Annotated in this window: 20 protein-coding genes; 7 read left to right on the top strand and 13 right to left on the bottom strand. The window is 64.0% G+C overall.

Annotated elements, in window-relative coordinates; translation table 11 throughout:
• Positions 1 to 79: 79 nt before the first annotated feature.
• From GC162_08970 to GC162_08960, 3 genes are all read right to left on the bottom strand, one after another.
• Entirely contained in the window at positions 80 to 757 is a 678-nt protein-coding gene (locus GC162_08970; GenBank protein ID MBI1368768.1) for a PEP-CTERM sorting domain-containing protein, read from the bottom strand.
• Positions 754 to 1,056, bottom strand: coding sequence for a PEP-CTERM sorting domain-containing protein (locus GC162_08965; protein MBI1368767.1), 303 nt, complete (start codon positions 1,054 to 1,056; stop codon positions 754 to 756). The genes GC162_08970 and GC162_08965 overlap by 4 nt, the downstream gene beginning before the upstream one ends.
• A gap of 90 nt (positions 1,057 to 1,146) precedes the next feature.
• Positions 1,147 to 2,418, bottom strand: coding sequence for an amidohydrolase family protein (locus tag GC162_08960; protein MBI1368766.1), 1,272 nt, complete (start codon positions 2,416 to 2,418; stop codon positions 1,147 to 1,149).
• Between the two features lie 23 nt (positions 2,419 to 2,441).
• On the opposite strand from GC162_08960, the gene GC162_08955 reads away from it, so the two are divergent.
• The 5 genes from GC162_08955 (at position 2,442) to GC162_08935 (ending at position 6,882) form a co-directional block, all read left to right on the top strand.
• Complete coding sequence (locus GC162_08955) at positions 2,442 to 3,287, top strand: OmpA family protein (GenBank protein ID MBI1368765.1); 846 nt, start codon at positions 2,442 to 2,444, stop codon at positions 3,285 to 3,287.
• A gap of 146 nt (positions 3,288 to 3,433) precedes the next feature.
• A complete protein-coding gene (locus GC162_08950) occupies positions 3,434 to 3,958 on the top strand; it encodes a sigma-70 family RNA polymerase sigma factor (GenBank protein ID MBI1368764.1) in 525 nt (174 codons plus the stop codon).
• On the top strand, positions 3,955 to 5,448 hold the full coding sequence (locus tag GC162_08945) for a hypothetical protein (GenBank protein ID MBI1368763.1): 1,494 nt from the start codon (positions 3,955 to 3,957) through the stop codon (positions 5,446 to 5,448). The genes GC162_08950 and GC162_08945 overlap by 4 nt, the downstream gene beginning before the upstream one ends.
• Positions 5,445 to 6,122, top strand: coding sequence for a hypothetical protein (locus GC162_08940; GenBank protein MBI1368762.1), 678 nt, complete (start codon positions 5,445 to 5,447; stop codon positions 6,120 to 6,122). Before GC162_08945 ends, GC162_08940 begins: the two co-directional genes overlap by 4 nt.
• Before the next feature lie 13 nt (positions 6,123 to 6,135).
• A complete protein-coding gene (locus GC162_08935) occupies positions 6,136 to 6,882 on the top strand; it encodes a prepilin-type N-terminal cleavage/methylation domain-containing protein (protein MBI1368761.1) in 747 nt (248 codons plus the stop codon).
• Between the two features lie 398 nt (positions 6,883 to 7,280).
• Here the strand turns inward: GC162_08935 and GC162_08930 are convergent, their stop codons facing one another.
• Entirely contained in the window at positions 7,281 to 8,204 is a 924-nt protein-coding gene (locus GC162_08930) for a TIM barrel protein (protein MBI1368760.1), read from the bottom strand.
• A 102-nt stretch (positions 8,205 to 8,306) separates the two neighbouring features.
• Here GC162_08930 and GC162_08925 point away from each other — a divergent pair, with 102 nt between their 5' ends.
• Positions 8,307 to 9,599: a twin-arginine translocation signal domain-containing protein gene (locus GC162_08925; protein ID MBI1368759.1), complete on the top strand. Its 1,293-nt coding sequence runs from the start codon at positions 8,307 to 8,309 to the stop codon at positions 9,597 to 9,599.
• A 75-nt stretch (positions 9,600 to 9,674) separates the two neighbouring features.
• On the opposite strand, the gene GC162_08920 is transcribed toward GC162_08925, so the two are convergent.
• From GC162_08920 to GC162_08880, 9 genes are all read right to left on the bottom strand, one after another.
• On the bottom strand, positions 9,675 to 10,406 hold the full coding sequence (locus GC162_08920; GenBank protein MBI1368758.1) for a DUF1559 domain-containing protein: 732 nt from the start codon (positions 10,404 to 10,406) through the stop codon (positions 9,675 to 9,677).
• The gene (locus GC162_08915) at positions 10,403 to 11,311 is read right to left on the bottom strand and encodes a hypothetical protein (GenBank protein MBI1368757.1); all 909 of its coding nucleotides are present in this window, start codon (positions 11,309 to 11,311) and stop codon (positions 10,403 to 10,405) included. The genes GC162_08920 and GC162_08915 overlap by 4 nt, the downstream gene beginning before the upstream one ends.
• Positions 11,308 to 12,795 (bottom strand): hypothetical protein, encoded by a 1,488-nt coding sequence (locus GC162_08910; GenBank protein MBI1368756.1) that lies wholly within the window; start codon positions 12,793 to 12,795, stop codon positions 11,308 to 11,310. The genes GC162_08915 and GC162_08910 overlap by 4 nt, the downstream gene beginning before the upstream one ends.
• The gene (locus GC162_08905; GenBank protein MBI1368755.1) at positions 12,792 to 13,214 is read right to left on the bottom strand and encodes a hypothetical protein; all 423 of its coding nucleotides are present in this window, start codon (positions 13,212 to 13,214) and stop codon (positions 12,792 to 12,794) included. Before GC162_08905 ends, GC162_08910 begins: the two co-directional genes overlap by 4 nt.
• A gap of 235 nt (positions 13,215 to 13,449) precedes the next feature.
• Positions 13,450 to 14,739, bottom strand: a complete 1,290-nt coding sequence (locus GC162_08900) for a hypothetical protein (protein ID MBI1368754.1) — start codon at positions 14,737 to 14,739, stop codon at positions 13,450 to 13,452.
• A 43-nt stretch (positions 14,740 to 14,782) separates the two neighbouring features.
• Positions 14,783 to 15,601 carry a DUF1559 domain-containing protein gene (locus GC162_08895; GenBank protein MBI1368753.1) on the bottom strand — a complete coding sequence of 273 codons (819 nt, stop codon included), beginning with the start codon at positions 15,599 to 15,601 and terminating at the stop codon, positions 14,783 to 14,785.
• Positions 15,602 to 15,671: 70 nt separating this feature from the next.
• A complete protein-coding gene (locus GC162_08890; protein MBI1368752.1) occupies positions 15,672 to 16,562 on the bottom strand; it encodes a PEP-CTERM sorting domain-containing protein in 891 nt (296 codons plus the stop codon).
• Positions 16,522 to 18,024, bottom strand: a complete 1,503-nt coding sequence (locus GC162_08885; GenBank protein ID MBI1368751.1) for a hypothetical protein — start codon at positions 18,022 to 18,024, stop codon at positions 16,522 to 16,524. Before GC162_08885 ends, GC162_08890 begins: the two co-directional genes overlap by 41 nt.
• Positions 18,017 to 18,574, bottom strand: coding sequence for a sigma-70 family RNA polymerase sigma factor (locus tag GC162_08880; protein ID MBI1368750.1), 558 nt, complete (start codon positions 18,572 to 18,574; stop codon positions 18,017 to 18,019). The genes GC162_08885 and GC162_08880 overlap by 8 nt, the downstream gene beginning before the upstream one ends.
• A gap of 175 nt (positions 18,575 to 18,749) precedes the next feature.
• On the opposite strand from GC162_08880, the gene GC162_08875 reads away from it, so the two are divergent.
• Positions 18,750 to 19,823, top strand: a complete 1,074-nt coding sequence (locus GC162_08875; protein ID MBI1368749.1) for a hypothetical protein — start codon at positions 18,750 to 18,752, stop codon at positions 19,821 to 19,823.
• Positions 19,824 to 19,906 lie beyond the last annotated feature (83 nt).

Raw genomic sequence — 19,906 nt, 5'->3', positions numbered from 1 at the left:
CCTCATTGCAACGCGACGCCGCCAATGAAAAACCACCCGCACGGGGTGGCTGTTGGATCGATCGATCAACTTATTCGGATCAGTGGGTTCGACGCCTCGATACGAGCGCCAGCCCGCCGATGGCCAGCAGCGACAGCGACGCCGGTTCGGGAGCCGCGACGATGACGAGGGTTCCATCGACCGCGGTCGGCGGATCGCCCGACACGGTGGCGGCCGAACGAATGGTCAGCACGGCTCCGGTGATTGCGGCGAGATCGAAGGCCTGACCGCCGACAAAATGCACATCGTAGAAGGTGAAGACGGCCGAGCCCGCCACAGGGAGGTCGCTTTCGATGTACAGGTGCGGCTCGCCCAACAGGTCAACCCGGTCGATGTGACCCGCAACGCCACTGGCGTCCGGCAGCGGCTGATGTTGGGCATCGGACAGGAAGAGCGACCCGGGGCCGTGCAACGTGTCATCGCCGCTCCCATCGGTCAACCCATACAGAATGACATCGACGTGCGCGTCGGTGCCGGCGGGCACGCTCACCTGCAACGCCTTCCCCTGCGTGAAACGGATCGAGATCGAGTTCTCCAAGCCGTCGAGCGTGAAATCCGGCAGCGGGATCGCGATGCCTGTGTTTCCAAGGGGCAACGGGCCGATCTGCGACGGATCGAGGTCGGCGTTGAGGATCAACTCAGCCCTTGCGGTCGAGGCAATCACGACGCCCAGCAGCAAAGCCGACAACACTGCACGAATAGGGCAACCGATGATCATGAGAGACTCCCGGTCGAGAGATGTTTGCGGTTTCTGACGACAACACGCCGTCGGACAAGCAGCAGCCCGCCGATCGCCAACAGCGACAGCAACGCGGGTTCGGGGACGCAAAGATTGGGTGCCAGCGCGTCGACGTTGGGGCTTGAGGAGCAGAGCAGAGGTGCTGCAATAGGCAACCACGCAAGTGCAAACCGGCCGCCAGACAAGGGGATCACATTCATCACCGCACGAACCTCCGCCAGATATCGCCGCAATTCCGCGCCTTTACGAGCAGAGCGCGAGCGAATCTCAAGGGCCATGATGCGACACGGGCCTGGCGCCGTCAACTAAAATTTTCAAAATCATCGCATCCTCACGGATCCGCGGTCGGCCCCGCTCCAACAGCGGCGTTAAGACGACATGACACCTTCGAGCACGCGCACCGAAGGCCTGTCCAAAGCGGAGAGGATCTGCCGCAGCGGGTCCTTTTGATCGTTCGCATCGTAACGCAGCGCGATGAGTCCGGGCGCGGCGCCGGGCGTGAATGCGGCATCTTTCTCGTTGAGTGCGAGTCCGCGCATGCCGTTGACGGTCGCCATCTTCAGCAGCGTCAGCGGGTCGGTGGCGTCACGCTGATGTAGATGACGCATCTCGTCGAGGATGCTCAGGGAGCCGTGACAGACGATCGAGTCGGTGCCGAGGCAGACATTGACGCCGGCGGCGAGCATGTCGCGGTAGCGGTGATCACGGTGCCCGAAGTAGTCGGACGCGCGCGGACAGTAGGCGACGGACCAAGGGCGCTGGGCGAGCATTTCAATGTGGACATCATCTATATAGTTGCAGTGGGCGAGCAGCCAGGCCGCTTGCGGCTTGGCCACGCTCGCGAGCCACGCCACCGGATGCAGCCCGCGCCCGTAATCTTCGAGCATCGCATCGTTCCACTTGCCCATCGATTCGAGCAGCATACGGAACGGGCCGGTCGCATGGGCGACGAATTCGAGCTCGGCGGGCGTCTCGGCGAGGTGCGTGCAGATCGGAAGGCCGCTCGCCGCCGCCTCCTCGTAGATCGCCGGGCCGGTTGAATAGGGGGCGTGGGCTTCGATGCCCTGCCTGATCGAACCGCGCGGCGATCGGGCTGCCCGGTCGACCGGCTGACGCCCGAGGTGTTCGACGTAGCTGACGCCGCGCAGGGGTGCGCGTGATAATCGTTCATGCGCCGCGGGGCTGCCGGCGATGTCGCCGACGGTCAGCACGCCCGCCGCCGTGCTCAGGTCGATCCCCCGCCGCACCGACACGCCGATCGCCCCGGCGTCGGTGGCCCGGTCGCGCATGACCATCCGGACCCATTCGATGAAATCCCCGCCGTAAGGGCGCGGACCCATGTGCGTCAGGTCCAGGTGCACATGCGCATTGACCAGCCCCGGCAGAAGCAGCCGGTCGGGCAAATCGATGATGGGCGTATCCGCATCGACGTTGGCGAGCACTTGATCGGGGGTTCCCGCGCGGACGATGCGCCCGCTTCGGATCGCCACCGCTCCGGGCTGCGCGTCGAGCCCCGCCGCATCCCGCACCGCGCCCGCCCGGTACACGCGCACACCTTCCCCAATCCCCCCGCCGCCGTGCGAAAAATCGTCCGCGCCGGACGGGTGGTGCATTTGATTTATGGCTCCGTTGCGATACATTGATTGTCCGGACCGATCTACAAATGAAGGATCATCGAACCATGAAGACCAGTCTACACGCCCTGCTCCTGACCGTCCTGATCTCGCTGACCGGCGGCTGCGTCGCCCAGAGCAAATACGATCAGCTCAATGAGGCCTACCGCAAGGTCCTTGAGCAGAACACGCAGCTCCAGGCCCGCGTCGACGAGCTCAACCAGCAGATCAAGCTGCTCGAGTCGGGGCCGCGTGATGACAAGGCCCGTGTCGCCCAGCTCACCGAGGAGCGCGATCAGCTTCTCAAGCAGCTCGACGAGCTGCGCTCCCAGTATGCCGGGCTGGCCAAGGGCGGTGTCGTGATGCTGCCCCCGGAAGTGGACCAGGCCCTGCGTGATTTCGCTTCGCAGAACCCCGACCTCGTCGAGTACGACGCCGCCAGGGGCATGATCAAGTTCCGCAGCGACCTCACCTTCAAGCTCGGCAGCGCCGACCTCTCCGACGCCGCCAAAGCCACCCTCGCCAAGTTCGGCACCCTGCTCAACAACCCCGCCACCAAGGGCTACGAAATCCGCATCGTCGGGCACACCGACTCCGTCCCCGTCAGCCGCCCCGACACCAAGGCCAAGCATCCCAACAACTGGTACCTGTCCGTGCACCGCGCGATCGCCGTGCGCGACGCCATCGAAGCGTCCGGCGTCGCCCCCGTCCGCACCGAAGTCGCCGGCTACGGCATGTACCGCCCCGTCGTGCAGAACACCAAGAGCGGCGCCGAACCCAACCGCCGCGTCGAGATCTACCTCGTCGGCATGACCCCCGTCAACGAGCAGTACCTCCCCGCCGCCGCCGCCCCGGCCCCCGCTCCCGCTCCCGCCGCCGGCATCCCGCTCAAGTAAACGACCGCCTCACCTCACAACCCCCGAAGCCCACGGCCCGACGCCGTGGGCTTCTTTTTGCCTTTCACTCCGCACGCCCAACGCCCCACCCCAAACTTTTCAAAATTTCCCTGTCCAAATCCCCCGCCCGCGCGCGTAATTAAGTGATGACCCACCCCGACCGCGTTCAGGATTTTCTCCGCCTGCTCTCCCGGCACGAGTCGGGCCTGCATGGTTTTGTTCATGCCATGCTTGCGAACTGGTCCGATGCCGAGGATGTGCTTCAGGAGACGCACCTTCTGCTCTGGCAGAAGTTTGACACCTTCGAGCCCGGCACGAATTTCCACGCCTGGGCCTGCCGCATCGCCTATCTGGAAACCCTGCGATTCCGTCGCAACGCCGACCGCAAGCACCTGAAATTCTCCGATGATTTTCTCAAGGTTGTGGCTGACGAGACGATCGAGATGGAGCAGGAACTGGCGGAGCGGCGTCAGATGCTCGCCGAGTGCATCGAGCGCTTGAAGCCCGCCGACCGCGACCTGCTCAAGCTTCGCTATACGCCCGATCAGACCACGCCGTCGATCGCCGCCGCCGTCGGGTCGAGCGTCGACGCCGTCTACAAATCCCTCTCGCGCATCCGTGCCGCGCTCGCCGCCTGTGTGCAGCGCAAACTCGCGGGAGGCGGCTCATGACGCTCACCGCGCACGACCTGATCGAACTGCTCATCGAAGATCGCATCGCCGACGATCAGCTCGCCGCGCTGGAGAAAGCCGTGCTGAGCGACCGCGCCGCCGCGCGTGCCTACATCACCGCCCTGCACCGCCACGCCGCCATCGCCCGCCTGATGCACCCCGCCGACCCGGCGCATCGGCTCGACGCCGGCTCACCGTCAGCGTGGCGCGCTACGGAAGTCACCCCCAGCAAACCCACGCCGACGCTGAGCGGCGCTTCGCCGCGAAGCGTCTGGTACGCAAAAGGGTTCAGGGTTCAGGGGTCAGGGTTCAGCTTCAAGGCACGGGCCGCCCTCGCCGCACTCATCGTCATCGCCGCCTCGCTCCTGTTTGACTTTCTGCCTTCCACTCCCCACTCCCAGCTCCCCGCTCCCCACTCCGCCGCCCCGGCGAGCTACGCCATCCTCAGTGACCTCTCCAACGATGCGCAGTTCGCCGACGGCGAGCGCTCCCTTGGCGAAGGCCTCACCACGCCGATCCATCTCACCGCCGGCCGCGCCCAGCTCATGTTCAAATCCACCGCCGTCGTCGATCTGACCGGGCCATGCGAGTTTGAAATGATCGGCCCCAACCGGGGCCGCCTCAACGCCGGCAAGCTAGAGGCCTACGTTCCGGAAAACGCGCACGGTTTCAGCGTCGCATTGTCCGACGGCAGCCGCGTCGTCGATCTGGGCACGCGCTTTGAGATCACCGCCACCGAAGATCACCGCTCCTGGGTCAACGTCACGCAGGGGCGCGTGCGGATCGAGCCGCGCGTCGGGGCGATGCAGATCGTCGCGGCGGGCGGTCAGATGCTCATTGATGATGGACGCTGCATCATCGGCGAGCCGATCAATCTGCCGCTGGTCAATGCCGACTTTGAGGATGCGTCACTGGACGATGGACAGATTCTCGCGCGACAGACGATCGCCGGATGGAACCTGATCGGCGACGCGCCGGTCGGTGTGTTCAATCCCGGATCGCGGCAATACGGCGAAGGCGAATCGCAAGGCGCGGAACCGATCGCACCCAGGGGCCTGTCCGGGTCCAACGCAGGATTCATTTTCAACGGCGGACGCGCCGGCCTTGAGCAGACGACGCCCTATTTCGTCGAGTCCGCTCGTCAGTATGTGCTTCGCGTCGCGGTGGGTCATCGCTCGCAGAATGTCGCCGCCACCGGCTACCGCATCGAACTGCTCGCCGGCGACGCGGTGCTCGGCTTCGTCGAAGCCCGCTCGCCCGCCGGTCCGCGCGGACGATTCACCGATGTGATCGTCACCGTCGAACCGTTGCCGCCGGACGATCCGCGCGTCGGTCGGCCTCTGATCATTCGCCTCGTGAAACAGAACGGCGCCGGCTACTTCGATTTCGACAACGTCCGACTCCAATCGTTCCCGCCGAACGCCAGTGAGGCATCGCTCGATCCCGGCTCTTCTTCAGGACGCATCCCGACAAAGGAGAATTCCCAATGAAAATGGTCAATGTCATGCACACTTTTGCGCTGGCGGCGCTGTTCGCCGTTCAAGCCAACGCCGGCGTGATCACCGGCATCACGGCCTCGGCCTCGTCGCAGTACAACGCCAACACATCCGCCGCGCACACCATCGACGGCAGCGGGCTGACGGGCGACCAGCACGATGTGAACTTCCAGCACGCATGGTTCAGCGACGACAGCGCCGGCACGGCGCTGAATCAGGAATGGATTCAGTGGGACTTTGGACAGGGCTACGTGCTGGAATCGATTCAGGTATGGAACCTGAATCAGAACACGACCGGGGCGCCGGGCAACCTGACCGCCAACGGCATCAATCAGGTGGACATCTATATTTCCTCCGTCGCTTCGCCCGGCGATCCCGAAGGCGCGGGCGCAGCCAACTGGACCGTGCTCAAGGCGAACGCCGTGTTGGCCAAAGCGTCCGGTCTGAACACGTACACCGGATTCGACCTGGCTACGCAGATCGGCGTGGCGCTGCCGAACACGGCGATCCGGTGGGTGCGATTTGAAGTCGACACGGCATTCACCGGTCGGAACACCAGCTTCGACGTCGGCCTGTCCGAGATTCGATTCATCGCCGTTATTCCCGCGCCCGCGGCGCTGCCGGCGGGTTTGGGGCTGTTGGGTCTTGTTCTGTGGCGCCGCCGCTGAGGTCGCCGCGAGGATGCTCACGATGCGCCGAGAGGCCTTTACGCTGATCGAATTGCTGGTGGTCGTGACGATCATCGCACTGTTGATGGCGATCCTTGTTCCGTCGATCACGATGGCCAGGGAGGCGGCGCGCCGCGTGGTCTGCGCATCGAACATCCGCCAGCTTGATGCGGCCAACTTCGTCTACGCCGGCGACAACTTCGGTCAGACCGTTCCCGGCACGCCCTCCGTCACATTCACCGGCGAATGGGGCGTGTATGACCGGACCCGAGCCGAGCTTCAGCCGTGGGACTATTTCTTCGGTCACGGCATCCTCTATCAGCAGCGCCTGCTGCCCAACGGGCGGCTGATGTACTGCCCCAGCAACACGCATCCGATCTATCAATACGACTCGCCGGAGTGGAGCTGGCTCAGTGGCACCAATCCTCTTCCCACGACCTACGCCATCCGTCAGCACTACTTCTACCGGGCGGGTTACGGTCACATCAACACCGTCAAGCGCGGCCGCAATCTTCGCATGACCGACCCCGGCAGCGAAGCGCTCATGGCCGATGGTTTCGCCATCAACACCGGATCGGCGGAAATGCTGCAAACGGTCGGCGTCGATCTGGCGCACAAGACCGGATACATGGTCGGTCGGCTCGACGGCTCCGTCAGCTTCTTTAACGATCCCGACCACCGCATCGGCGACATGCGCGTGTCGTGGGTCGACTACGGCATGCAGGAATTGGTCTGGGCCAACGAGTTCGCGCGGCCCTGACATGTTTTTCCAATCACAGTGACCGCGCGTGGGTCATTTCACCCGCTTTACGCCGCGCGCATGGTGCGCACCGGCGCGGAAACAATCGCACGATCGTGTCGCGACCACGATGTAAGTCCCGCAAAAGCGCGCACCCGCTTGTCAACACTCTCCGCGCTGATGCGCACCGCGCGGGCGAAGCGGCGGAAGCGACCCATGTGGTGCGGGAAATGTTGCGATTTTGGGCTGCGAATACGGGCGCACGGCGGCGGTCGAAAAAGCGGAGGCGCGCCGCGCCGGTGTGAATGGATAACGTGACACAGGCGCGGACGCTATGAAGAAGCCCACGGCGGCAAGCCGTGGGCTTCAGGAAATCGCGGGCGAGGCGCTGGGACTTCAGTCTCCGTGCCTTGCGGAGGTCAGACGCCGAGGACGAACTTGTTGAGGTTGCTGACGATTTCGGTCATGCGGTCGCGCTCGCCGCCGCCGACTTCGGCGGCGCAGAAGCCGTAGTAGTTGATCTCATCGAGGGCCTTGCGGACATCGGGCCAGTCGATGTCGCCTTCGCCGATCTTGGTGAATTTGTTGTTGGCGCGGGAAAATCCCTTGGCGTCGAGTTTGACGATGCGCTTGCCGAGCGTGCGGATCCAATCGGCGGGGTTGCAGTATTTTTGGTGATTGCCGATGTCGAAGTGGACGCCGACCCAGGGATTGTGGAACTGGTCGACGTACTCCTTGAACTTGTCGGCGGTCTGGTTGGCCGGGCCGTTGTGGTCATAGAGGAACTGGTTCCAGACGTTTTCGAAGGCGATGACGACGCCGTAGTAGGCGGCGAGAGGGATGGCCTTGGCGATGTTTTCGCTGGAGCGCTGCCAGACTTCTTCGGGGCTTCCATCCTTGCCGTGACCGACAACGAGAAGCACGGTGCCGCCGCCGACGGCGTGGGTCTCACGGATGGACTGCTTGAGATCTTCGAGCGCCTTGGCGCGGACATCGGGGACGGGATCGGAATGCCGGACGGACCAGTGGGTGCTGATGACGGTGCCGTCGACGGGGAGCCCGGAGGCGTCGCGTGCGGCGATGATGTCAGCGACGTTGAGGCCGGGCGTATCGAGTTCGACGGCGTCGAAGCCGACTTCCTTGAGCAGCTTGAATCGCTCGGTGGTGGAGCCGTCGTGTTTGAGCATGCCGTACTTGAGGGATTTAAAGATGCGCCGATCGCCGGGCGGGTCGGGAATGTCGGCGCGTGCTTCGGCGGCGAGGTTGGTCGACACGGCGGCGGCGGAGAGCGCGGCGACGGAGGCGCCGAGGAACGAGCGGCGCGGCATGCTTGGAGACGACATTCGGAAACTCCTTCAAAAAAGCGACGTTAGAAAGCCGGCGGGATGTCGGTTATTATACGTTTATCCCGCCTGCTTTGATCCAGCGAATTTGTGGAGACCATCATGTCGGATTCGACTCCCTCGCGTCGTCAGTTCGTCAAACAGTCCGCCGCCCTCACCGCCGCCGGGGCGCTGGCCGCCAATCTCAACTTCGCGCGCAGCGTCTACGCCGCCGGGTCGGACACGATCCGCATCGGTCTCGTCGGCTGCGGCGGACGCGGAACGGGCGCTGCGGGGCAGGCGATGACGGCGGGGAAGGACGTCAAGCTTGTCGCGCTGGGCGATGCATTCATGGACAAGGTCGAAGGCACGCTCAGCAACCTGACGAAGGACTTCAAGGATCAGGTGGACGTGCCCAAGGAGCGCTGCTTCGACGGGTTCGATGCATATAAGAATGTCATCGACAACGTCGACGTCGTGCTGCTGGCGACGCCTCCGGGTTTCCGTCCGATTCATCTGAAGTACGCGGTCGAGAAGGGCAAGCACGTGTTCTGCGAGAAGCCGGTGGCGACGGATGCGCCGGGCGTGCGGGATGTGATCGAGACGGTCGCGCTGGCGAAGCAGAAGAACATCACGATCGTGTCGGGCCTGTGCTATCGGTATCAGCACGCCAAGCAGGAGACGGTCAAGCGGATTCACGACGGGGCGATCGGCGACATCCTCGCCGCCGAGACGTACTACTGGACCGGCGGGCTCTGGCACCGCGGGGACAACGAGAAGTGGTCGCGCATGGAGTACCAGATGCGCAACTGGCTCTACCATACGTGGCTCTCCGGCGACCACATCACCGAGCAGCATATTCACAGCATCGACAAGATCGCGTGGGTCATGGGCGATGAGCCGCCGGTAAGCGTGCAGTCGATGGGCGGACGCATCGCGCGCACCGATCCCAAGTACGGCAACATCTATGACCACTTCTACAACGTCTACGAATGGAAGAACGGCATGAAGCTCCACAGCTCCTGCCGCCAGCTCGCCGGCAACAGCAAATGCCACAACGGCGTCAACGATTACCTCATCGGCAACAAGGGCAAGGCCGAGCTTCAGTCGCATTCGATCACCGGCGAAAACGAATGGAAGTTCAAGCTGGAGCGCGGCGTGTCGGACGACATGTACCAGAACGAGCACAACGAACTGTTCGCGGCCCTGCGTGCGGGCAGGACGATCAACAACGGCACGTACATGGCGCAGAGCACGATGATGGCGATCATGGGCCGCATGTCCGCCTACACCGGGCAGAAGCTCACCTGGGATCAGGCCCTCAATTCGCAGGAGAAGCTCGTCCCCGACACGTTCGCCTGGGGCCCCGCGCCCGAGCCGAAGGTCGCCATCCCCGGCGAAACGAAGTTCGCCTGACCGCCCCGCTGCTTTCAAATCACAAACCCACGGTGCCGCACCGTGGGTTTTTTCATGGCGTCATGCGGCGGAAATTCAATGTGTTTTGCCCCACCAGTCGCCGGTGATGGCATTGTGCGAATAGGAGGCCAGCTCCGTGTCCGCGCTGTGGTTGTACCAGCGGACGGACCCGTCGGCGCCGGAGCTGTTGAGGCCTTCGGGGCCGAGCGTCGAGAACTCGTGATCGCCCAGCACGCGCGAATGACTGACCAGCCGCCACGACCCCAGCGGCACCGTCTTGTCTTCCGCGAAGTCCGTCCACAACTGATCGCCCGCCTTGACGTCCATCACGGTGCTGATGACGTTGCGGCCGGGTCGCCAGGTGCCCAGCGATGAATGAATGTTGCCGAAAAAGTTGTATCCGGCCTGATAGCGGAAGACTCCGGCGGTGTTGTGCGGCCAGCGCTGACGCGGATAAAGCGCATCGAACGGCCAGGGATTGCTCGGGCACCAGAACAGCGTCGATCCGCCGGCAACGGTGTAATCGGCGATGTAGCCCTTCCACAGCGCGCGATCATCGGTGAACCCGCTCGTCCACCAGGTCGCGGGGTTCGGGTCCGAGGCCGCTCCGCGGTAGGGATAGTGCCCTTTGAAGTCGGTCGTGTAGTAATAGGTGCTCAGTGAAAGCTGATGAAGATTCGAAGCGCACGCGGTGCGCTTGGCCAGCTCGCGCGCCCGGCTCATCGACGGAAGCAAAATCGCGATGAGCAGAACGATGATGCTCACGACGACGAGCAGTTCGATCAATGTGAATGCACTTCTTTTCATTTGCGTCGGCGCATCGCGGCAATACTCAACATCATCAACCCCGCAGGCAGCGCCATCGGCGTCGGCACGGTGGCGACGGCGTGGTCGAACACGATGCCGTCGAGCGCGGTGCGGTCATTGGTGGATGCGGCGCGGTCGCGGACCTGTGCGAAGATGTCGAACTTGGTGCCGGCCGTGGCGCCGGTGATGTCGAAAAAGGCCCAGTCCAGTTCGGGCGCGGCGGGCATGACGAGACTGGCGATCGTCGCCGTGCCGCCCCCGCCGTTCTGCGAAATACGGATGGCGGTCGGCGTGAAAAAGTCATTGATGTTGCCGAAGAGAATACCCACGCGGAAGGTGCTCGGCGATCCGGCGGCAACAGTGAACGAGAAAATATTCTGATATGTCCCGACCGTGGTTCCATCACCGAGGGGCCCCACGCTTCCGCCAATGCGTGCGTCGGCGACCGTCGCGGCGGAGACAAGCCGGGGGTCGTCACCATTGGCGTATTGGGGCGTAGAAACCGTGGCGAAGTTCGCGGCGGTGCTCGTGTAACTGGTTCCCGCGGACAGGGATGAAATGTAGCTGGGCAATCCCGAGGCGTAGGCGCCGGGCGAACCGCTGGTGCCATTAAACACGGTGACACCATTGTTGTTGCTGGCGGAAAAGGCGTCTCCGAACGCGGTGGTGCTGTAGCCATGCGACGATGTGGGTATGCCGGTGTTGTCCGCCTGATTGGTCACGCCGAAGATCACATATCCGTCGGTGCCGTAGCGATTGTCGCCGTCGGCGTCGAACGATTTGGCGACGCCCGTCGAATGCCAGCCGGGCTGATTCGTCACGGTGCCGACGGAGGTGACGGTGGCGGCTTGTGCGGCGGAGGCCGCGGCGATCATCGTGACGAGAACCAGACGTTGCGTCTTCATGGTTGCCTCTCCTTAGTGATTCGCGGTTTGGGTAGCACATCGAAGGTCATTGCGGAAATGACGGTGGATTTCAGATCGCCCCAGGGGATGACGCGAAGCTCGATTTCATCGCCGGGCCGGGCCTCGAGAACGTCGAACAGCAGCACGTCGCCCACGCCGTCGAGCGTCTGCTCGTCGACTTCGGCGGTCGCGCTGGACTGGCCGCTCACGAGACTGAGGCGGCGCGGATTCAGATGCGTCTTGTCGGTGCAGTCGATGAGGACGCCGAGGCGGAACCCCCCCGCCGGCACGTCCCGTCCGACCACCAGCCGCACCATCGTCAGCGCCTGCGCGTCGCCGCTCACCGAATGCACGAGCATGCCCGATTCGACCTGCGGCATCGACTTCGACAGCGGCGCCTGCGGATCGTCGATCGGCGCATATCCGAAGTCGCGCGCCGCCGTCGTGTCCGGCGACTCCACAAGCTGCGCGATGAACGGCGGAAGGCGCAGCCGGCGATTGGCGGCGGGCCGCTCGGCGTTATGACCGTTAAGCGGGCCATCGGCGGAGGCGATCGGCGTCGTGTTCCAGTAAACGTGCCCGGCGGAGCCGTACAAGTTGTCGCCGTCGGCGTCGAGGTGCTTGGGCACGCTGCCGGTGCGCAGATGCGCGCCGACGCCATGATCGACGCCGACAAACGCGATCAACGGCAGCGTCGTAATCCGCGGGCGACCCGAGGCATCGAGCACCAATTTCTGTCCCGCCGCGAGGGTCGTCTTCATTCCGACCCCGCCCGGCGCGGTGAACTCGACGCGACCGGTCATGACGTCCAAGCTGGGCCGGCCCGCGTCATCGATGGCCAGTTTGAATCGGGTGCCCAGATCGACGGCCTTCATTCCGTTGGGGCCGTCGATCGTGAATCCGCGGGCGTTTTTCGGCACGTATGCCTCCAGCGCGCCCGCGGCGAGTTTGCCCCGGTTTGGGCCGGTCATCTCGAACCGGCACGGCCCGGTCAGATCGACGACGGCGGTGGAACTGAACATGAGCTGAGCACGCCCGGCGGTCAGTTCAATCGGACCGGTGAGGCCTTCGCCGAGGGGGCGATCGCCGTCGGCGAATTGCGCATCGGAGGAAAGGTCACTGAGGATGGCGAAGGATACGGGGGAGTGGGGAGCGGGAAGTTGGGAGTGCGGAGTCGGAAGCAGGTACCAGTAAGTCAGTGCTGCGGCGAGCGTGATCAGTGCGGCGATCGCTGCCTTGAACCTGAACCCCGAACCCTGAACCCTGAACCCTTCTTCCCGGCTCATCTCGCGAACCTGACCCAGCACATCCCCCGCCGTCTCCGCCAGCAGACTCGTCAGGTAGCACAACTGCACGTACTGCCGGCGGGAATCGTCATTGGTGTCGACCCATGCAGCGAACTCACGCAACTCATCAGCAGACAGTCGGCCGTCCAGATACGCGGCGAGCAGTTCGGGCAGCGGGTTGTCGGCGTTGTGATTCATTCGGCGTTGAGCCGGTAGCGCACGCAGTCGCTCAGACTGCTCAGGATGCGCGACAGGTTGCGATACACTGTCCGGCGAGGCAACTGCACGGCTTCGGCGAGACGATCGCCGGTCAGATTGTTTGCGTAACGCTCACGCACCAGCGCCAACGATGACGGCGACAACTTCTCCAGACACGCCTTGAGGGCGTCGGTGGCGTGCGCGTGATTGCGATCGTCCAGTTCGGCCCACGCCTGATCGAGCCGGGCCATCGCCGCGGCGCTGAACGCGCCGGGTTCGTGCTGGGCCTTTTCGATCATGCGCAGAGCGATGAACCGCCCGGATGTGCGAAGCCAGCCGGACAGGTGATCCGCGTCCGCGATCTCCTCGCGCTTCTGCACCGCCAGCAGACTCAGTTCCTGCAACGCATCCTCGACCATGGACTGATCCCGCAGGATGGACCATAGGTACGAATGCATCGCAATGCGTTGCCTGACAATGGTTTGCACAATCTGTTCGTTACTGACCGCCATACGGATTTTCTCTTGGAACCACAAGAATATCCGCCGGCGACGCGTCGCGTGCCGGAAAAATGAAATGTTTTTTGCGTGTCAACTCACCCCTTGAAGAAACCCGGGGCGCGACACCCTGAGTTTCATTGGAGCGCGAAGGTGATCACCCGATCGGCGGCAGGGACAACGCGAGGCGGCGGAAGTCGCGGACGCGGTGGAACGTCGCACAGTCGGCATCGTGCTGGTTCGGCGCATCGACGCTCGAGCGGGCGATGACGAGGATGTCGTCGCCGGCGATCACCGGGCGCGGGTACATGAACGATTGCCGCACGCGCGGCGCCAGCGCGATGCACCCGGCGGGGAACCAGTTCATGGCGTCGATCGAGTACATGAGCATGAGCAGCCGCCGGTCGTTGCCGCCGTGACCGGTGAACTCGTTTGCCTTGCGCGACTTCTCGTACCAGTCGTGCGTCTCCTGACTGTCGATGCACCAGTTGGAGGTTGCCCAGAACAGGCCGGACGGCTCGTCGCGGAGGATCGTGAACTTGAGGTGTCCGCCGGGCATGGAGAAGAACTGCGTGAAGCTCAGCTTCAGGTCCTTGCCGTCGTCGTCAAGATCGAAGACCGCCGCGATGTTCGAGGTGGTCTGCGAGCGGATTTTGACGGTGGCGGTCATGCGAAGCCGGTCGCCGACTTTGATGATGTTGGATTCGAGCCAGTGATCGGTCCAGCCCTTGACGGTGATGCTCGTGTTCTGCCACGCTTCGGTCATGCCGGGGAAGGGAATCAGATTCGACATGCGCCAGCTTGCGGCGTTCATCGGGTCCGCCGCCAGATCGCACACGACGGCGCGCGGCGAGCGGTGGCTCGTACTGCCGTTGATCAGATCGTCGATCGCCCAGTGGAGCCGGCCGTTGTGTTCGACCATGGCGGTGTGGCAATTCCAGTAATGTCCCTCGAAAATGCGGGCGGGCGGAGCCCATGTTTTCCCGCCGTCGGTGCTTTTGGTGATCATCACATCGTCATTGCGGTAGCGCGTGCCCATCGTGAAAAGGATCAGGTAGAGCGCGCCGTCATGCACGAACGGAGCGGCGGAGTAATAGGGCAACTCGCTGAGCGGCTCCCATGTCGCTCCGCCGTCGGCGCTGCGGACGATATGGATGGCGGTCGGTCCCTGCTTGGGGACGCCGCCGCGCGGGACGACCGGGACGACGGCCACGATATCCCCGCCGGAAAGCGTGATGAGCCCGCAACCTTCGACGTACGTGCGGGGATTGTCGCGCTTGTGAACGAGTGAGTAATCGGGCGCGAGAAGCTGGGCGCGATTCGCCGGCGCGGGCGCGGCCGGTTCATCGGCGCGGGCGGTCGGCGCGGCGTGCGTCGAAAGGCCGACGGCGGCGAGCATCGAGGCGCCGAGGGCCTGGCGACGCGAGAAGGCGGGATCGGTGGGCATGGGGGATCACTCCAAGTTCAAAGTTGCGGGACGAAGCGGCGCGTCACTGGGCGGGCAGAAGGTAGTTGAGCGTCACGCCGGCGGAGCGCTCGTGCACGTCGATGAGGGCGGGGTCGGTCGCGTCGTAGCGGCCGACGTGACCATCGACGAAGACATAGTCGGCCCGGAAGGGCTTGCGCGGATCGGTGACAGCGTTCGAGTAGAGTTGCGTCGTGATGGCGGGGACGGCGGCGGTGGGCTTCTGCGAATTGTTGAGGATGAACGAGTCGTCCGTGACATGATTGACGCGGGCCGGCTCGGTGACGTTCGGATCGAAGCACATGCGATCCCCCGCCAGCACCTTCAGCTCGCGCCCGTTGTACGTCCACCGATCCAGCGACCGGGTCCACGGCTGACCCGACGCCGGCGGATCCGTCACGACGAACCCCTTGTCCCCCCAGAAGCCCATCGTCAGCACGTAGTCGCCGTACACGCGCGCGGTCGTCGTCGGCGTGGTCTTGACGCTCATGTCCAGAAACGGAAGGAACGGACAGTTCATCACATTCAGCGACGTGTACCGCTCCCACATCGGCCGCACATCCCAGCCGGGCGACCCGTCGCTGGAAAACTGGTAGGGGCGGTGATTGCCGCCGTTGTTCTTGTCGATGTAGCGTCGCCATTCCGAATGATGCAGCGGCATGCGGCGGTTGTCGCCTTCGTACATCATCGCGATGATGCCGATCTGGTGCAGGTTGGTGCCGCAGACTGTTTCCCTGGCGGCCTGCCGTGCCTTGGTCAGCGACGGAAGCAGAATCGCGATGAGCAGCGCGATGATCGCCACGACGACGAGCAGTTCGATCAACGTGAAGGCGCGGTGTCGCATGAGACGTTGTTCCCGATAGCCGCCGCTCAACGAGCGGCGCGTCGCGCGACACGTTGTGTCGCGGCTGTTTTCACTTGCGCCGCCGCAGCATCATCGCGCCGGCTCCGATGATGAACGTCATCATCGACGCCGGTTCGGGGATCGCGAAAGGCGAAAGCAGGTACAGCTCCTGCACATCCGTCGCCGTCGAAATCACGCGGTTGTAGACGCGCACGTCGTCGATGAGTCCCTGAAACGAACGCGCCGTGTCGGCGACGCGGCGGCCGATGACCCATTCGTGCGTCGTGTCGATAGCGGTCGTGATGTTCGCGCCGCTCAGTTCGATGATGCCGTCGACGAGTAGTTTGACGCCGCCGGTGCTGTTGCGCGTCACGCCGACGAGGTGCCAGTCGCCGTCGGCGACGTTGGACGTCCCGTGCACGGTCGTGCTGTCGATGCCGAAGCCGATCGTGCCGGTGGCGTCGATCTGAAAGATCGTTCGCCCGGCCTGCGAGGCGATGTAGTTGTCAAAAATGTAGCGGCCATTGGCGCCGACGGCGACGTTCGTGTCCCACTTGATCCACGCAAAAATGCTCATTTCCCCCGTGGAAGGCACGATATTCGTCAGATTCGTGCCGACGATATCGCCGGTCGAATCGAACTGATACGCCTTGCCGACCGCGCCCGGCTGATTGATCGTCGCGGCGGTCCCTCCCGAAGCGCCGGTCGCCTGACCGTTGTCGCCGGAGGTCGCGCTCGAGCCCGTGTTGATCACCGGGCCCGCGGTCGCTTCGTCCAGCGCCCAATGACCCACGAGCCCCGTCGTAATGTCCGCCGACGCGCGAGGCGCGCCGATCATCATCACCGCCGCCGCCAGCAGCATGAGCCAAAGGGAACGACGTTGGTTGGGGACGATCGTCATCGTGGTGCAAAAGCTCATGCTAGTCTCCTTCGGATTGAAAAGTGGATTGGGAAGCGTCATCCGACCCGGATGTCGGCCGCAGATCGAGATTCCTGTAGAGCGCCTGCACTTCGCGCGGCGTGGGCTCGCGGTCAAAAACAACAAGCTGGTCGATCAGGCCGTGGAAACTGCGCTCCTGATCCATCGCGCGACCGCCCAACAGCCACGCATCGCCATCGCCGCCGACCGGGTCATCGCACTTCCCGCCGTGATGCGCCCGCCCGTCGATCCAGAACGTCATCGTGCCGTGATCGTCGCGCGTCAGGCCGACGTGGTGCCACTGCCCGTCGTTGATGGCGACGCGCGTCGATTCCTGCCATCCGCCGCAGAAGGCCGCGAAGCGGCCGTCGCGCATCGCCAGCGCGAAGCGGCCGGGGTGTGACGACACGTAGTTGCTGATCAGATATTGGAACGGTTGATCGTCCGGCCCGCGTTCGGTCCGCATCCACATGAACATGCCGAACGGCCCGCGTTCCGGGACGAGCCGGGTCGTGTTCAGATCCACGCGATTGCCGCGCCCGTCGAACGCCACCGCCTGTCCGCTCACGCCGCGCGGATCCGCCGTCGCGCCCTGGAGCATCGCCGGACCGAAGCGCTCCGTCATCTCCGCGCTTGTGCCCTTGTCGAAGTGATCGAACGTCCATATCCCGTCCGCGCGCACCGCCGCCAGCCTCACCGTGACCTGACCGGCAGCGAGCGACAGCGCCTGACCGGCGACGAGCGTCACCGGACCGCGCTGCGCCGCTTCGCCATACTCCGCCCGGAACAGCACCTTGCCCTCGATCACATTCACCTCCGCATGCATCGCGTCATGCACGTCCAATTCAAATCGCGTGCCCAGGTCGATGACAGTCAACCCCGGCCCCGTCACCGTGAACCCCCGCGCCCGCTCGCCCACCAGCGCATGCAGCTTCCCCGAATGCAGCACCCCCCGGTTGGGCCCGTCCAACTCAAACGAGCAAGGCCCCACCAGATCGACCACCGCCGTCGAATTGAACATCACCTGCGCCCGACCCGACGCCAGTTCGATCACGCCTGGTTTCAGCGCGCTGCCCAGTGCCGGCGCGCTGCCCGACTCCGAGAATACCGCGTCCTGCGCATCGGTCAGCATCGCCACCGAAGCCGTCGTATCCCGGACCGCACGGGGCGCCGCGCTTTTTTGCGATGGCGCCGCCCTCATCGACCACAGCGCCGCCGCCAGAAGCACCATCCCCGCCAGAAACCCGCCGACCATCGCGCGCGGACGCCGCCATCGTCGAACTCCCTCCAACGTCGCCGCCGGCGCGACATCATCCGCCTCCGCCGGCTCGACCGCCACTTGTGTCGAAATCACCAGGTCCGCGTGCAGCGCCATGTGCTCGATATACGCCCGGCGTGCCGCCGCATCGCTCGACAGCATCGCGTCGAGCTGTGCCCACTGCGCGGGCGCGAGCTCGTCGTCGAGCATCGCAGCCAACAGATCATGCGCCGACGCGTCATGCATCGCTCAGCCCCCCGCCCTCGGCCAGCTTCATGTTGATGCAGCGCAGCAGGCGCTCGCGGAGGCGCTTGAGCCGCTTGTAGAGCGTGTCGGCGGGATGACCCTCCGACTCGGCGAGCGCCTTGATCGACTGCTCGGACTGATAGCGCTGCTCGATGAGCCGCCGATCGTCCGGTGAAAGGCGCGACAGGCAATCGTTCAACGCCGCGAACCGCCGCTCGAGCATCGGCTGCTGCGCCGCCTGTTCCTCCGCCACAAGCCGGACCACCGCCTCCGACAACCGCGCCCGACTCCGCGCGTACTTGCGGCGATGATTGAGCGCTTCCAGATATGCGAACTGCCGGGCCCACGGCAAAAACGCCGCCGACGGGTCGAATGAATCCATCTTCCGCCACAGCGCCACGCTCGTATCCTGCAACACCTCCTGCGCATCCTGCACATGCGGAATGAGCGTCAGCACGTAGCGGTACAGGTCGTGATAGTGCGCCGCGTATAGCCGAGCGAATCGGTCGCGCAGTTCGTTGTCCGGCGTCCAACTCATGAACACATCCATCCGTCGACATGGGTCAAAATCGTCGCGCCTCTGACTTCTTTTCTGCCGCAGCTTCCCAAATCAGGAACCCTTGGGCAACATTTTTTGAAATTCGCGACCTCATGCCGGCCAATGACTTACAAAGCCCGCGTTCCTTGATGCAACCCGATGGGCCCGCCGAACGTATGATTTAGTGATGCGTTTGACACCGATCGCATGGATATGTCTGACCATCGCAGGGCTCACGCTGTCGTCTCCCCTCTTGGCACTCGAAACCGACCAGTTCACGCTGCCGCCTAAACCGCTGGCCGACATCGGCCCCGAAGTCAGCGCGCAGATCAAACAGGTCATCACCGACGCCATGGAAAAGGCCAACCGCAAGATCATCGTCCTGCGCCGCAAGGCCCAGACGACCAAGGATGATGACCAACGACTCGAGTACCAGAAGCGCATCGACGAACTGCTCGATGTGTCCGCCATCACCGGCGCCCTCTATGAGTTCACCGGCGACGGCATGCCCGAGTCGCATCTGGAAGCGTGGCTCAAGGAGCATAAGTTCGAAGCGCAGCCGGCCGTATTCGAAGTCGAGACCGGCGACTCGATCTATGGCGACTGCCTCCTGTACAAGCCGCTGCTCATGCTGGCGATGGCGCCGGAGGTCAATGTGCATGGTGTGTATCAGGGCACGGACAAGCTCGGACATTTTTTCCAGCAGGGCTACACGTACTTTCAGAAGTACCGCGCTGCCATCGCCGCCGGCAAATCGCCCGATGCGGCGAGGAAGGGGATCGTCGATTGGGGGCGCGAAATGGAAAAGACATGGGGCGGGTTGTGGTGGACCGGCGCGTACTCCAACGCCGATCTGGCCGCCAACTATGCGGGGTTCAAGTTCTTTTTGAATCTGACGGAGCCGGTCGCGTTCGATGGCGTGACGCATCCGCCGATGGTGATTCAGAAGGATGGGCTGTGGCAATGGAACCCCGAGGCGAGCGATGATTGCCTGGCGGCGTACATGAGCGAACACTTCAGCGAAGCGTTCAACCCCGGCTGGTACGACGAGCCGATGCGCGAGCCGCTGGCCGAATCGATTCGCAAGCGCGGCAAGGCATGGGTCGAAAACGAACACACGACGCGCGAAGCGGAAGTGAAGCGGCTGCGCTCGCTGCGCACCTGGCACGGCGAAGACTACGGCTACCGCGGCCCCGATGACCTGATCACCATTGTCAACGCCTACTTCGATCCCCCCGCCGCCCAAACCGCCCGCAAGTAGCCCCCGCACGCCGAGCCCACTTACCGGGAAACCTTCAGAATCACCGGCAATAGTCGATTGTTTTGATGTATACGTTATTTAGC

The organism is Planctomycetota bacterium (genome assembly GCA_016125255.1).
Classification (GTDB): Bacteria; Planctomycetota; Phycisphaerae; order Phycisphaerales; family Zrk34; genus RI-421.
This window is presented reverse-complemented; position numbering and strand designations above follow the sequence as displayed.

Bases quoted from the DNA above. Each gene is read 5' to 3' on its own strand.
- GC162_08970 (MBI1368768.1), bottom strand. From the start codon at position 757: ATGATCATCGGTTGCCCTATTCGTGCAGTGTTGTCGGCTTTGCTGCTG.
- GC162_08965 (MBI1368767.1), bottom strand. From the start codon at position 1,056: ATGGCCCTTGAGATTCGCTCGCGCTCTGCTCGTAAAGGCGCGGAATTG.
- GC162_08960 (MBI1368766.1), bottom strand. From the start codon at position 2,418: ATGTATCGCAACGGAGCCATAAATCAAATGCACCACCCGTCCGGCGCG.
- GC162_08955 (MBI1368765.1), top strand. From the start codon at position 2,442: ATGAAGGATCATCGAACCATGAAGACCAGTCTACACGCCCTGCTCCTG.
- GC162_08950 (MBI1368764.1), top strand. From the start codon at position 3,434: ATGACCCACCCCGACCGCGTTCAGGATTTTCTCCGCCTGCTCTCCCGG.
- GC162_08945 (MBI1368763.1), top strand. From the start codon at position 3,955: ATGACGCTCACCGCGCACGACCTGATCGAACTGCTCATCGAAGATCGC.
- GC162_08940 (MBI1368762.1), top strand. From the start codon at position 5,445: ATGAAAATGGTCAATGTCATGCACACTTTTGCGCTGGCGGCGCTGTTC.
- GC162_08935 (MBI1368761.1), top strand. From the start codon at position 6,136: ATGCTCACGATGCGCCGAGAGGCCTTTACGCTGATCGAATTGCTGGTG.
- GC162_08930 (MBI1368760.1), bottom strand. From the start codon at position 8,204: ATGTCGTCTCCAAGCATGCCGCGCCGCTCGTTCCTCGGCGCCTCCGTC.
- GC162_08925 (MBI1368759.1), top strand. From the start codon at position 8,307: ATGTCGGATTCGACTCCCTCGCGTCGTCAGTTCGTCAAACAGTCCGCC.
- GC162_08920 (MBI1368758.1), bottom strand. From the start codon at position 10,406: ATGAAAAGAAGTGCATTCACATTGATCGAACTGCTCGTCGTCGTGAGC.
- GC162_08915 (MBI1368757.1), bottom strand. From the start codon at position 11,311: ATGAAGACGCAACGTCTGGTTCTCGTCACGATGATCGCCGCGGCCTCC.
- GC162_08910 (MBI1368756.1), bottom strand. From the start codon at position 12,795: ATGAATCACAACGCCGACAACCCGCTGCCCGAACTGCTCGCCGCGTAT.
- GC162_08905 (MBI1368755.1), bottom strand. From the start codon at position 13,214: ATGGTCGAGGATGCGTTGCAGGAACTGAGTCTGCTGGCGGTGCAGAAG.
- GC162_08900 (MBI1368754.1), bottom strand. From the start codon at position 14,739: ATGCCCACCGATCCCGCCTTCTCGCGTCGCCAGGCCCTCGGCGCCTCG.
- GC162_08895 (MBI1368753.1), bottom strand. From the start codon at position 15,601: ATGCGACACCGCGCCTTCACGTTGATCGAACTGCTCGTCGTCGTGGCG.
- GC162_08890 (MBI1368752.1), bottom strand. From the start codon at position 16,562: ATGACGCTTCCCAATCCACTTTTCAATCCGAAGGAGACTAGCATGAGC.
- GC162_08885 (MBI1368751.1), bottom strand. From the start codon at position 18,024: ATGCATGACGCGTCGGCGCATGATCTGTTGGCTGCGATGCTCGACGAC.
- GC162_08880 (MBI1368750.1), bottom strand. From the start codon at position 18,574: ATGGATGTGTTCATGAGTTGGACGCCGGACAACGAACTGCGCGACCGA.
- GC162_08875 (MBI1368749.1), top strand. From the start codon at position 18,750: ATGCGTTTGACACCGATCGCATGGATATGTCTGACCATCGCAGGGCTC.